A 13,405-nucleotide genomic window follows, 5' to 3' on the forward strand; every position below is an offset into this window, starting at 1 on the left:
AATGAACAAAGCACTTTATGAAGCCCCTGTCATCCGTGCGCATGGCAAGGTCGAGAATATCACCAAGGGTCAGGCGACTGGTTTGAATACCGACGCGGCCTTCTCAACTACAACGCCGCTTGCGGATGTGACATTCTCTTAACTTGGGTCATGCGGTTTTTTCGCCGCTCCTGAACCCATGTTAAGCATGTGGGCATGCTCCTGACCGGAAAGGGTTCACATGTCGTCCGGGCTGGAATTGGTCTGGGCATCACTACCTGCGCTTGTTGACGCAAGCATATCCAAAACTGTTTAACGGAGTATAGAATGAACAAGTTACCATACGAAGCGCCGATTGTTCGGTCGCACGGCAAAGTGGAAGACATCACCAAGGGCGGCTCGACTGGTCTGCGCCTTGACGCGTCTTTCCCGGCCGGCACGCCTTTCGGCGATCTGACACTGTCATGATCGGTATCTGGCCATGTTACGTGGCCAGATATTGACCGGGCTATAAGCTCCCGGTCACTAACAGGTATGGTCAATGCCCCTATTTGGCATTGGCCATATTGTTTTCTCGGATGGCAGCCTGGTGTGTCCCTGCTGATGCAAAGTCTGTCCATCCTCAAGGAACATGAATTTCAAATATCAAGACGGGCACGGTCCCATGACTTTTTCCGAGACTCGCTACATTGCGCAAGACAATATCATTGATTGTGATCTGGGAGGAGAGCGTGCTCTTCTCAATTTGAAATCAAACGATTATTTCACCATGAACGGGACAGCCTCGACGATCTGGCTTTCATTGAAAGAGCCGAGATCAATGGATGATCTGATCGACGCCGTGACCGAGAAGTTCGATGTGGCCGCCGACCTGTGCCGTCCGGACGTTCAACGGCTGCTGGCCGAGATGCTGAAAGCCGGCATCATCGACACTGTCACGGTTGATGCGCAGGTGTGATGAAGTACCTCCGCTGGTCTGCAATATACACGGTTTGCATTTTCGTGGTCGTGATCGTTCGCATTGGCCTCTGGGTGACGACCTATCAACGTATTCATGGATGGCTCGTGCGGCCTTGCCCCCATGACCCTCAGCCCGAGCGCGAACATACCGTGGCGCGGATCGTGCATGCTGTCGAACGCATGGCCCGGCTGATCCCGGACGCGACTTGCTTGACCCAGACAATTTCGGCGCAGGCTGTCTTGTCATGGAAAGGCATTCCCTCGACCATTTCCATGGGCCTCAGGAAAGGGTCCGAAGATGATTTGCGGGCGCATGCCTGGCTGGTCTGGAACGGACGGATCGTGCTTGAAGGCGACGAGGGAACCTTGAGCGCATTCACGAAGATGCTCGACCTGCCGACCCCCTTGTCCCCGACCATTCCCAAATGACGCATGCCTTTGCCTTTCGTGCGCCGCTCCTGACGGGCAGTTCCGGATCGGTCGGGATCAAAGATCGCCTGATGCGACTTGGGGCGGCTGGGTGGCATGTGTCCGAACCCGCGCCGCAGACGCATGTGGCGCAACAGGGCATGGCCGGATTCGTGGAAAACGATCGGCTGATCCTTGCCGGAATGGTGTTCCTGGATGACCGCGCGGCGATGGCAGGTAAGCTCGGACGCGAAATTGACCCCGATGAGACCGATCTGGACTTGGCGTTGGCGCTGCGGATTGCCCGCGGCCCCGCATTTGCAACGGATCTGCCGGGCACCTTCTCGATCGTGGTGCTTGACCGGGTGACCGGAACCCTCGAGGGCTTCCGCGACCATTTCGGGGTCTTCCCTTTCTATTATGCCACTGCAGAAGACAGCTTCACCTGTGGTTCTGATATCCGATCCGTCCTGCACCTGTCCGACATGCCGTTGAGCGCCAATCCCCTGCGCCTCGCGGATTTCATCGAAGGTAGCGAGCTGGACACGAGGATCACCGCTTATGACGGGCTGCAACGCTTGCCCACGGCGCATATGCTGACGCTGGAGGGCGGAACGGTCGACACAAAGCGGTATTGGACCCTCAAGGCCGACGATGACCCGACCATCAAGGATGACGTGGCCGCGTCACGGCTTCGCAGCACGCTGGCATCCGCCGTGGATGCCCGACTGGACGCGCCGGGTCAGGTCGGTGCCATGCTGAGCGGCGGGCTTGATTCCTCGTCGCTTGCCGGATTGGCCGCAAAGGCCGCAACCGACCGGAACCTTGCGCCGGTCAAGACCGTGTCGCTGGTCTACGGGGCGGACAAGGCATATGACGAGACCCGTTTCATCACCTCGGCCAACGACACTTTTGGAACCGACCCGAAACTCATCCAGATTACGGCGCCACCGCGACTGCGCGACATCGGACCGCTGATCGAAGAACAGATGGAGCTGTTTCTGGGATTTGGACTGCCGAAGAGCAGGTGCATCTATCCCGAGGCGAGCGCGTTTGGATTGGGAGCCTTGCTCGACGGGCATGGCGGCGACGAGGTCATTTCCCATGGATATGGGCGGTTGGTCGAACTGGCGATCGAAAGACGCTGGGTCAAACTGTTTCGTGAATTGCGGGGGGCGGCAGAGGTTCACGGAACCGACTTCTGGTCCTCCTACCTTTCGTATATCCTGCGGTATGGCGGAATGCGAACGCGTCATCCGGTGCAGCGGGTCCTGCGCAAGGTCGCGCGAAAACTGCACAAGGGCTCTCGGGCATCGGGGACTGCCATTCGACCCGGGCAGCTTCTCTCGGTTTCATTGGCCAAGACCGTTGAAGCGACTTATCGCTACAACACCAAACCGGAATCCCTTGATCTGAGGCGTCTTCGCAAGGCTGAAAAACTCGCGCACCACGAGTCCCTGACAAACCCGTTGATGCAGCATGGCTTTGAAGTGCTGCACCGAAGCGCGGTTTCTGCCGGTATTCTTCCGCTTTACCCATTTTTTGATCGCCGCGTTGTCGAGGCGTGCCTTGCGATGCCGTCGGATATGAAACTGCGCGGAGGCCGGACCCGTTGGATCCTGCGTGAAGCGATGCGGGGACTTTTGCCCGAAGACATCCGCACCCGACCGGACAAGGCAGAATTCGGCGACGAGTTTGCCGAATCCGTGCGGGAGTATTTCCGTTCCGAGGGTCTTGAGAGCTTGAACACCCTTGGCCCGTTTGTCGATCTGGACGAGGCAAGGGCGCTTTGGGAACAGGTCTCGACGAAACAGAAACCAGAAAACATAGATGCGTTGCGCGCGCTTTGGCGCCTGGTCATTCTTGCGAAATGGCTTGACGCTCTGGACGTATGGCAAGACCAGCAAAGGCGCGGCACCCTGATATGACAGTCCCGTATCACTATTCCGTCTTCGGTCTGACCCTGGCGTCCGATTTCGATTTCGAGGTTCTTGAAAAAGCCGATCCCCCCGTGGCCGGGCCGGATGTCACCGTCAAGCGGGTCATCGGCATGACCCGTCCGACCCATCCGGCGGATCCCTTTTTCGACATCACGCCCGATCGGCAATATCTGCATTGGCAAGCGGTCGCCGCGTTCTCGATCGAAAGCCCCGGCCTGGTTCTCGTCGAACCGCATGACGGCATTTCGGATCACCTCGTGTCGCAGGCGTTCCTGGGCTTGGTGATTTCGCTGGTGCTGGAACGACGCGGCGTGCTTTGTCTTCACGCCAGTGCCGTAAGCGTCAATGGACGTGCCGCCTTGTTTCTCGGTGACAAGGGCGCTGGTAAATCCACGACATCCTGCGCGGTTCAGTCGCGTGGGCATTCGCCGCTGACCGATGATCTGGTTGCCGTTGCGGACGCGGCAGGGGCGGTTTCAGCCCCTTTCGTACAGCCCGGGTTCTCGAGCATGAAGCTTTGGCCAGACTCGATCGCCGCGCTCGCACTGCCCGAGGACGCGGATGACCGCCGCGTGCATCCTTCGGTCTCAAAGATTCAAAAGCGCATGCCGATGGAGATCGCCAATGACCCCGCGCCGATGGGTGCCATTTTCCTGCTGCGACGGAGTTCGGAAACCCAGGCTCCAAAAGTTTTTCGACTCCCGCCGCACCTCGCCTTGCAGGCTGTGCTGCGGTTTACCTTCATGGCACGCTACGGAGAGTCCAGGCTGGGTCCCGACCACCTGGTCTTGCATATGAAGCGCTGTGGCGGGGTCGTGGCGAACGTGCCTGTCTTCGATTTACACATACCAGCGAACCTCGACCTGATCTCGGACGTGGCCAAGACCATCGAGGAGTGCATGGACCAGACCCGGTCACACGCGCGCATGTAACTGATACCGTACAAATAGATCTTTTCCGAAAAAAATACGCAGGTGACGCAAGGCGCCACCTGCGATGCCTTGATCACTTTCCGGTGCGGTTCAGAACAGCTCCGACTGTGGCCAAAATGACTTTCAGGTCCAGCTTCATGGAAATGTTTTGGATGTACTCCACGTCAAGCAAGACCCTCTGTCGGTAGGTAATATCGTTTCGTCCTGAAATCTGCCAAAGACCCGTCACACCCGGACGGACCGAAAAGTAATCGCGTTTGTTGCAGCCGTATTTCCGAACTTCGGCCCGCACGATCGGGCGCGGCCCGACAAGGCTCATGTCACCTTTGAGAACATTCCAAAGCTGCGGTAGTTCATCCAGACTGGTCGCTCGGAGAAATGCACCGAAGCGGGTGATCCGGGGGTCGTTTTCGAGTTTGTGGTCACGTTCCCATTCTGCGGCCGCTTCCGGATTGGCATCCAGATGAGCGCGCAGCTTTTTCTCGGCATCGGTAACCATGGATCGGATTTTCCAGCACCTGAATGTCTTGCCGTTCTTTCCGATCCGCTTGTGTCCGAAGAATATCGGCCCGCGATCACCAGAGACCACCATGACAACCGCGATCAGCAGAACAATGACCAATGTTGGTGGAACGGCGAGAGCGGCAAGGGTGAAGTCAAGAATTCTCTTTCCCGTTTCGCGGTAGGAAATGCGCCCGGCTTGAATGTGCTGGGCCCCGAGAGAAGAGATCGCTTCGGAATCTGGTTCCTCAATCAAAGCATAATGTTTCAATCTACTCTCCAATCAATAACACTTTGGATGATAACGAAGCGTGGAAAAGCGGAAGAAAATGCCCGCCCGGTTTCCACACGTTAATCATCCGACTAACTATCTACATGCTCGATTAAGAATTTTTTTATTATGATTAATGGTTAGCACTCTGTTCTGAAGGTGAGAAGAACAAATTCGGGCGGGCTCGCTGCAAACGAAGGCGTTTGTCAAATTTTGCCTAAAAAGCAGACGGATAATCGGGAAAAATGGCGAGAATCTGGCGGCAATGTGTCCAACGGTCAGGCCGCAATTTCCCGCTAAAGCCTCCCTCGGACGCCGAATCACAACCATTTCAACGGCCTGACAGCCGTGTGGTCATAGAATCACCATGCTTCGGTCATGTTTGTGCGCAGCAGTCTCCGAGGGCTTCAGCCGATTTGCCGGCGAACGGTTTTCACGCGTCTCAATTCGCTGATCGCGTTCGGAGTTTCGGCGGCGTTCTGATAAAGAGTGGTGTGACCTATTCCGGTTTCTTCTTGGGGTTGAAGGGCCGGAATTGCCTGCAACATCACAAGAATGTGACAACGGCTTTAAGCCGGTTCACCATCCATCGCCCGAATACGCGATCTCGCCCGCCGCAGATCGGGGATACAGCACCTTGCGGATCGGTGTCTTGAGATGAATTGTTATTTGGGCCGATTTTCAACCATTCCGTGTTTCTGCTGCATTTGTGTTTGCCAAGTCAACCAGGCCCGGACTTGCACGATCCGAGCCAGACCGCTTTGGCCAGACCGCTTTGGCCGGAACGCTTTGGCCGGAACGCTTTGGATTGTACGCGAATTTGAGCAAAGACTGGAGGAGCGTGCTTAAATCGTAGTCAATCCCCAGCTTTTCTGGGCGATTGTTGAGCGATTATCCTCTTCCGCAATCCCTTTCTCCCTTCTAGTATGAGGACACGCGTATCGTTCCTCGGAGCGCACATTATGACAACGCATGTTTTCTGAAGACGAAGTACGAAGAAGTTTTTGAGATGAATGATTTGCAAGACGTTTGGTCCGGCGGAGCTCCGTTTCTCGACCTGGCGTCTTGGACAAGAGTTTAGGGTTCCGGCGCAGATATGAACGAAATGAATGATATGAACGAGTACAAGCCGCGGGAAGTTCAAACGCGCTATCAGACGGATGCCGACGATACGCCCATCGGCTTCGTCGCATTGTGGCGGCTCTTGTGGCGGAACAAGCTCAGAATTCTGATGCCGGCCATTCTTCTTTCGCTGCTGGCGGCCTATGTCGTCACGCGGAGCAGCGATACCTATACCGCAGAAGCACAGATCATCCTGACCCGGGGCAACCTCGAAATCATCGAAGTGGACGGGGTCAACAGCAGCGAACTCACCTCCGGTGCCATTGCAAATGCCATGACCATCCTGAATTCGCGCAGTCTGGCGGTTCAGGTCGTCGATCGGCTTGACCTTGTCAACGATCCCGAAATCAACCCACTGCTCAGCGAAACGTTCGAGACCGGTACCAGCTGGCGCGACTGGCTCTCGTCCTGGACCCAGGCGTCCGACGAAGAGGATGTCCCCGTCGAGGTCATCGAACAGGCCGACGAGGCAACACTGGCCCGGCAATTCGCTCTGGAGTGGTTGGGCGAGTCGACCGCGATCGTGCAGTTGCCCGGCACCAATGTGGTGATCATTCGCGCCACAACGTCGGATCCGATCAAATCTGCCGCGGTTGCCAATGCATACGCGGAAAATTATCTGGAATATCAATTGAGTTTCAGCTTGCGCCAGGTCCAGCGCGCCACGGATGCGCTTGCCGACCGGGTCGGAGAACTGCGCCTTCGGGTCCAGGAGGACCAGCGCGCGCTTCAGGACTTCGGTTCCAGTTCGCCGACGATCAGTCTCGATTCCCTTCCGACCCTGGTCTCCCAGGCGAACAACATTCGCGTTCGCCTTCAGGATGCCCAGGAGAGGCTTTCGGATCTCAATGGCGCGCTGGCCAAGATCGACGGCCTTGAAAACGATCCCTCGCGGGACGGCCGTGCAGAATTCAATGCGGACCCGCTTCTGACCGAGATGGAGACCACCGTTGCCGGAGGCGCGATTGCCGCAGCAGAACTGAGGTCGCGTCTGCCCGACATTCGCGCCAGAGCAATCGAGCAACGCGACCAGGCAGTGCGGCTTGAAGCCGCGCTCAGGGAAAGCCTGCAAAGCCTCGACGAGCGGATCGTCGAAAGCAACGATTTCGAAATCGGGTATCGCGAACTCGAGGTCGAACTCGAGACCACCTCGCAGGTCTACGAGACCTCGCTTGCCCGCCTGAAGGAACTGATCATCCAGAGCGGAGTCAGGGACGCAGGTGCGCAAATCCTTGCACCGGCCGAAGTCCCGCTGCGCTATGACATCCAGGGCCGGCGCCGCCTGGTCGTGATCGCCTTCATCCTGGGCCTGTTGCTGGGCTCGGCCTATGTGCTGGCGCGGGAATCGACCAACGACCGTGTTCGCAAGACGTCTGACCTCGAAGACGCCAGCGGCGCTTACGCTGTCGTCGACATGCCGAAACTGCGGCGGGGGTTCTGGCGTCGCGACCTGCAGCGCAACGTCAGCCTGACAGAAGGCAGGTCACTGTTCTTCGAAGGGGTCCGCACGCTTAGACAATCCTTGATCAAGAGCGGCCCACCCAGACATGGCGGTCGCGTGATCGGCGTGTTCTCGGGGCTGCCGCGTGAAGGAAAAAGTCTGGTTTCGGTCGCCCTGGCGCGTTCCTTCGCGATGATGGGCCATTCGGTTTTGTTGATCGATACCGATTTGCGCAGCAGCAGCCTGCATCGCACCCTGACCCGCGGCACCAGGGGCTTTGGCCTTCAGGACGGACTCGGACCGGAACCCGTCGAATTGTCCCAGCTTGTGGTGAGCCAGCCCACGTTGCGGTTTGACGTGATCTTCGCCGGCAAAAGCACCAGGAGCCCGGCCGATCTTCTGGCCTCGGAGAACTTCGCAAAACTGATTTCCGAAGCAAGGGAACAGTATGATTTCGTCATACTCGATACTCCACCGATCCTTGTTGTGCCGGATGCAAGCCAGATCGCCCAACACTCGGACCAACAGGTTCTGGTCGCCGAGTATGATCGCAGCCCCATGATCGCCGTGCGCGACGCGGCATCGATCCTGCGAAATTGGGGCTCTGACGAGGTGATCGCCGTTCTCTACAGTGCGCCTCAGGTCTTCGGCCAACAATATGGGATCGATCGCAGCGATTTCTCGAGGTACCTGAAAAGTTGAGCCAATACGCGATATGCCCGGATCGAGGACGACGCGCGCGGTCGCGTTGGTGTGCATCTCCGGTCGCGCCCGATCTGAGGCTGGGCGAAGATTTCCAAGCACCGACAGATGACGAAGGAATTTGAGGAATGACAATTAGAGCGGCAACGTCCTGGTTCCGTACCGGCTTGTTGGCATTGGTTTTTTTGACGGCTGGTCTGACAACCGCGTGGGCGCAGGAATACCGGCTGGCGCCCGGCGATGTGATCCGTACACAGATCACCGGGTTGAACGACAGTTTCTATCTTGCGCAACTGGACATGACGGGCACCATCCGTCTGCCTTACCTCGGGACATACAAGGCGCAGGGCAAGACACTCGACGAATTGCTCAACGAGATTTCGATCGTGACCGCAGGTCGCCAGATCGAAGTGAGCACCAACGGCATCAATCAGGTTATCGTCCTGAACCAAAGCGCGATTTTCCTGGATATCGAACAGTACAGGCCGATTACGGTCATCGGTGCTGTCGCCTCACCAGGCCAGGTGGCGTTCGAACCGGGCCTGACCGTGCGGTCGGCAATCGGGATTTCCGGCGGTTTTCTTGTGCCCGGCCTGACGCAGAACCAAAGCAATCTTCCGAACCTGCGCATCCGTATCGAAGAGGTGCGCCAGAACGAAGCCTGGCTGGCGGCGGATCTCTGGCGTTTGAGCGCCTTGCTGTCAGAAGCCGACAGGGACAATCCGCCCGAAGAATATGCCTCCTTGATCCGGAACCAACTCACAGAGGCCGATATCGAGTCCCTGCGAGCCCGCATCGCGGGAGAGTTCGACCAGCTTGCGCGTGACCACGAAGACCTCAAGGCGCGCATCGAATTGTCGGGCGCGCAGGTCGAGCTGCTCAAGGTGGTCCTCGATCAATACAAAACGGCGTCCGACACCGAGGAAGAGCGGCTCGCCCGTGTCGCGTCCTTGTCGGATCGCGGATTGACCACGGTCGATGTGCTTGAACGTGCACGATCTTCGGCTCTGAACATGTCGACGCGCCTGTTGACAACACAGGCGGAACTCGCAGAGGCCGAACGTGAATTGCAGGCGTTGCAACGTCAACAGCTTGAACTGGATGCCGCGTTTCGTCAGGGGGTTCTCGAAGAAAAGGCACGTGTCGACCAGCAATTTGCCGAAGCCCGCGTGCGCTCGAAGGCCATTCGCGGCGAACTGGCGTTGGGCGCTCTGGTCGAGGATGCGGATGACACGGTGACGCCCGCATATCGCATTGTGCTACACCGTCGCAGCAACGGCGCGGAAACCAGCGCTCTCAGTGAACTGGGCAAGACTCTGGAGCCCGGCGACGTGGTGGAAGTCCTGCTTGGCGACACCTGATCGCCACGTCCAATAGACACGGGCCTGCGATCAGACGCGGGCCCGAACCCCTGTTGGGTACATGTCGGCGCAATCGAGCATCCCTGCGACAAGCCGTCTGCTTCCTGGCGCGCTAGCGCTGAAGGGCCGCCCTGGGAAGCAGGGACAGAATGGACGTATCAACCCGCAAGTTCGTCCGGCACCAGGTCACCGCCATGATGGTGAACAGGATGCGCGACACCAAAAGCCCCATGGCCGCGCCGACGATCCCGAAAGCCGGGATCAGGAACGGAAGAAGGCAAAGCCCGATCCCGTCCGAAACCAGGGTCATCTTGACGTAGTCGCGTTCGCCTCCGGCCATCAGCATCAGTTGCGGTGTCGGTCCGCCCAGGCCGAAGAACAGAAAGCTCATCGCGAGCACCACCAACGCAGGCGCGGCGGATGCGTAGGCCGGGTCGAACAGGGCCAACAGATTGGGCGCGAGGATGACCAGGAACAGGGCCCCGCCAAACAGAGGAGGGGCCAGTATGATGGCAAGCTTGCGCCCGACATCCTGAAGGTTCGCATTCTTCCCCTGGCTGTGGAACCGCGCAAAGGTCGGGGCGGCCACGACGTTGATCGCCATCACCGGCAAGAGAAGCAGCTGCGATGTCTTGTGGGCGGCGAAATAGGCGCCGATCTGGTCGTTGCTCAGGAACGGCGACGCCACGACGATGTTGAGGCTTGCCCCCATCAACGCCAGCGACGCGATCCACATCCATATGGATATCTGCTTGGGCGACTCCGTTTGCGCCGTGCGCGGCCCGGCGAACATCCGGCGGTTCCTCGAAAAGAAATAGCCCATCTGAAGGAAGATGATCAGCATCAGGATGCCGGAAATGGTCACCATCGCCGAAAGCGCATCCGGCATGACCCCGGGCCACGAGAGCGCAGCAAGACACAGCAGGATGATGCAGGCGCGCCACACGATATCGCGCGGGACCAGGGCGGCGGAAATGGCACCGAAGGCGCGCACCTGATTTGCGACCAGGTCGCTGAGCGCAAACGGAAGAATGAACGCCGAGGCCCCGACGATGATCGGCAGGCTGAAGCCCATGCCAAACCGGTTCGCGGAAAAATAGGTCAGGAAGAAACCGCCGACGCAGAGAACCGTGACCACCGCGATGATGGCATAGGACCGCAGCACAAACCGTCGTCGCGTCGCGCCTTGACCTGGCTTCTCCTCGAGCGACGACAAGACCTTGATGCTCATGGTGTGTTGACCACACAGCGCCAGCACGCCGCCGAACGTCCCCAGGGAAAACATCGTCCCGAACTTGCCGTATTCCTCCGCGCCCAAGGCCCTGGCGAGAAACAGGAACATCAGGAATGTCAGCCCCGCACTCGCGATCTTGATACCCGCCGACAGGACACTGCCAAGCAACAGCTTTTTCATCAATGTTCGCTCCAGTGCCCGATATGGTTTGCTTGGTTCGGTCTGTTGACGATGAGGCCCGTGGGGCGTGACCGTGTGGGCAGCACCTGTTTGCGTGGCCACAACCGACCCTCCGGGAGAGCCCTGTCGCTGGCATAGACTCCGAATGCCAACCCGCACACGACATACATGTGCCGCCAGTGGATCGCCCCGACGACCATCATCAGCACCAGGAGGCCCATGAGAACGGACAGGATCAGGGCGTATTTCGTCCATCCTGGCCGCTGGTCCATCACCTTGGTCGCGCATCGAAACAGCGATGACCCGTAGATGAGGATCAGACCGATACACGCGAAAATGCCATTGTGCATGGCAAAGGCGATGAACGTGTTATGCGGCAGGTACCCATAGACGAAGCGCGCCTGCACCGGTCCGATACCAAGCGGGTGCCGCAGGATCTGTACGGTCGCATCCGCGACGAAAGCAAACCTGGTGGTGTCGTAGCTTTGCAGGCTCAGCCGATCCGCGAAAAACGTGTCGGCGAGACCTGCCACGATCCGGTCTAGAAACAGCAGAACGACAAGACAGATGGCAATCGCAAGATACAGGATGATCGAAAACACCGCGCGGGATGTCGAACGCAAGGCAAGCAGGGCGCCTGCCATGACCATCAGGGAGAACAGCGCATGAACCCATGCACCGCGCGAAAAGGTCGACACCAACGAAATGAGCAACATCCCCAGCACGCCAAGGGCAAGAAAACGGTACCGTTTGGATTCGACCAGGATCCAGGTCACGAACAATATACTGGGCACCAGGAAGGGGCCAAAGACATTGGGATCCTTGAAGGTCGCCTTGACCCGATTGCGAACGCCCTCGCCGCGATAGAAAATGTCACTGTTCGGGATCAGGTCCAGAAGGGCGACAACCGTGACGATGCTCGCCAGAACGCCCCCGATGACCAATGCCAGCAGGATTGCCCGAAAGGCCTCGTCGCCTCTGGTTCGGGCGTAGTAGGCGGTCATCACGAAAAGGCCGATCATGTAGAATTCGATCAGCACGGCGCGATAGGCACCGATCGGATTGTACTGGACGAAAAACAGGCTGATCACGGAGAAGATCAGGTAAAGAAGCACCCCTGTCGTCGCCGCGCCACTCAGGAAACTGGTTGTCTTGGGCCGGGAAAAGCCGAACACGACCAGGCCGATCATGAAAATCAGGTCGCACAGCGCGGGTTCGATCACGACAAGAAAGCTGGTCGTGATGGACAACAGATAAAGACGCCATGCCAATTGCTGCATCCCGTCAGAGCGGCTTTGCGCGCTGCTGAAGATACCTGCAGAGCTCACGGCCGTCTGCGCCAATCCGACAGATCCCGATCAAGCAGCGTCTCGAGCCGCGCGATTTCGCCGGCATGCCGATCCGCGAGGATCGTCCAGTCTTCCGGGGTGTCGTAAAGCTTGGGCACGCGGCTTGGGCTGAACAGCAACCGGTCCATGAGCGGGTTGTTCTTCAGCTTGCTGAGCGCACCGCTCATTCCGGCGGCACGCATCGTGATCGCGCCCCTTTTCAACAATCCGTTCAGCCTGGGATTCCGGGCCGCCCTGGCAATGTTCTTGGCGTTGCTGTCGTCCGTGGATATCTGGCGCCGGCTCACGCCAAGGAAATCGTGCAGCATGTCCGCCGCCTTCTGCGGCTCCGAGCGGATGTCGTCGAACCACAGGATCAGCGTGTTTTCCCGTCCGAAAAGGCGCCATGACCGTTCGATCGCGTCCGAATAGGCACTGCATTTCGTGAGCAGGTGATGCGCGAACATCAACTCGTCCTTGAGCGCGCCCGTCGATTGGCCCGTCCGCAACAGGTGCTGGTAGGCCGACCAATCCCGATCGACCGGATTGCGCAGCGAAAAGAACACCTTGGCGTCCGGAATATGCTGGGCGAGCCGGTCAGCCGGTTCAGGCAGGAACAGGTAATCCGTGGTCAGGTCGACGCGGGCTACATGCTGCGCTTGCGCCTTCGAATACAGACGCTCGTACCACTCGATACCGCGGTCATAATAGTCGGTGAAAAACTGGACATATTTGCCCTCGGGCACAAAGACTTCGGGATGCCTGTCGAGCAGGTCATATATCCAGGACGATCCCGCCTTGGGAGGGCCACCGTAAATATAATTGGGCAAGGTCATGGGTCATCGTTCCCCTGCAAATGGCTAGGCAATAAATTAGTCAACACAATGTCGGTCTCTTCATACTATGGAACTCGCGAACAATCACAGCGCATGGTCGATGGGGTGGTCTCGTTCTCCTTTCAACGGGCGTTTGTGTCGCCCCACATTGTCGTCAGCAAAAAAGCGCAAGTGGGATGTGTCTCAATTCCGGCAGACTGTTCGTTCAAA

The 13,405-nt window shown here is 58.2% G+C and carries 12 protein-coding genes; 8 read left to right on the forward strand and 4 right to left on the reverse strand.

All coding sequences use genetic code 11. The annotated features are described in order from the left end of the window. Position 1: 1 nt before the first annotated feature. The 6 genes from LCF60_RS06085 (at position 2) to LCF60_RS06110 (ending at position 4,219) form a co-directional block, all read left to right on the forward strand. Entirely contained in the window at positions 2–142 is a 141-nt protein-coding gene (locus tag LCF60_RS06085; protein WP_292290411.1) for a lasso RiPP family leader peptide-containing protein, read from the forward strand. Positions 143–306: 164 nt separating this feature from the next. Further along, positions 307–447: a lasso RiPP family leader peptide-containing protein gene (locus tag LCF60_RS06090; protein ID WP_292290412.1), complete on the forward strand. Its 141-nt coding sequence runs from the start codon at positions 307–309 to the stop codon at positions 445–447. Positions 448–643: 196 nt separating this feature from the next. Continuing rightward, positions 644–937, forward strand: coding sequence for a PqqD family protein (locus LCF60_RS06095; protein ID WP_292290413.1), 294 nt, complete (start codon positions 644–646; stop codon positions 935–937). A gap of 50 nt (positions 938–987) precedes the next feature. Further along, entirely contained in the window at positions 988–1,368 is a 381-nt protein-coding gene (locus LCF60_RS06100) for a lasso peptide biosynthesis B2 protein (RefSeq protein WP_292290414.1), read from the forward strand. Then, positions 1,365–3,275: an asparagine synthase-related protein gene (locus LCF60_RS06105; protein WP_292290415.1), complete on the forward strand. Its 1,911-nt coding sequence runs from the start codon at positions 1,365–1,367 to the stop codon at positions 3,273–3,275. Before LCF60_RS06100 ends, LCF60_RS06105 begins: the two co-directional genes overlap by 4 nt. Further along, the gene (locus tag LCF60_RS06110; protein ID WP_292290416.1) at positions 3,272–4,219 is read left to right on the forward strand and encodes a hypothetical protein; all 948 of its coding nucleotides are present in this window, start codon (positions 3,272–3,274) and stop codon (positions 4,217–4,219) included. Before LCF60_RS06105 ends, LCF60_RS06110 begins: the two co-directional genes overlap by 4 nt. A gap of 73 nt (positions 4,220–4,292) precedes the next feature. Here the strand turns inward: LCF60_RS06110 and LCF60_RS06115 are convergent, their stop codons facing one another. Next, positions 4,293–4,991 (reverse strand): sugar transferase, encoded by a 699-nt coding sequence (locus tag LCF60_RS06115; protein WP_292290417.1) that lies wholly within the window; start codon positions 4,989–4,991, stop codon positions 4,293–4,295. Between the two features lie 1,114 nt (positions 4,992–6,105). Between LCF60_RS06115 and LCF60_RS06120 the strand changes: the two genes are divergently transcribed. Together LCF60_RS06120 and LCF60_RS06125 are read left to right on the forward strand one after the other, a co-directional pair. Next, the gene (locus tag LCF60_RS06120) at positions 6,106–8,256 is read left to right on the forward strand and encodes a Wzz/FepE/Etk N-terminal domain-containing protein (protein ID WP_292290418.1); all 2,151 of its coding nucleotides are present in this window, start codon (positions 6,106–6,108) and stop codon (positions 8,254–8,256) included. A gap of 128 nt (positions 8,257–8,384) precedes the next feature. Next, a complete protein-coding gene (locus LCF60_RS06125; RefSeq protein ID WP_292290420.1) occupies positions 8,385–9,617 on the forward strand; it encodes a polysaccharide biosynthesis/export family protein in 1,233 nt (410 codons plus the stop codon). A 112-nt stretch (positions 9,618–9,729) separates the two neighbouring features. Here LCF60_RS06125 and LCF60_RS06130 read toward each other — a convergent pair whose 3' ends face one another. Genes LCF60_RS06130 through LCF60_RS06140 form a run of 3 tightly spaced genes read right to left on the reverse strand, consistent with a single transcriptional unit; the run spans position 9,730 to position 13,195 of the window. Next, the gene (locus LCF60_RS06130) at positions 9,730–11,031 is read right to left on the reverse strand and encodes a polysaccharide biosynthesis C-terminal domain-containing protein (RefSeq protein WP_292290421.1); all 1,302 of its coding nucleotides are present in this window, start codon (positions 11,029–11,031) and stop codon (positions 9,730–9,732) included. Then, entirely contained in the window at positions 11,031–12,359 is a 1,329-nt protein-coding gene (locus tag LCF60_RS06135; protein WP_292290422.1) for a hypothetical protein, read from the reverse strand. Before LCF60_RS06135 ends, LCF60_RS06130 begins: the two co-directional genes overlap by 1 nt. Continuing rightward, the gene (locus LCF60_RS06140) at positions 12,356–13,195 is read right to left on the reverse strand and encodes a sulfotransferase domain-containing protein (RefSeq protein ID WP_292290423.1); all 840 of its coding nucleotides are present in this window, start codon (positions 13,193–13,195) and stop codon (positions 12,356–12,358) included. Before LCF60_RS06140 ends, LCF60_RS06135 begins: the two co-directional genes overlap by 4 nt. Positions 13,196–13,405: the final 210 nt, after the last annotated feature.

Source organism: Marivita sp. (genome assembly GCF_020055635.1).
Taxonomy (GTDB): Bacteria; Pseudomonadota; Alphaproteobacteria; order Rhodobacterales; family Rhodobacteraceae; genus Marivita.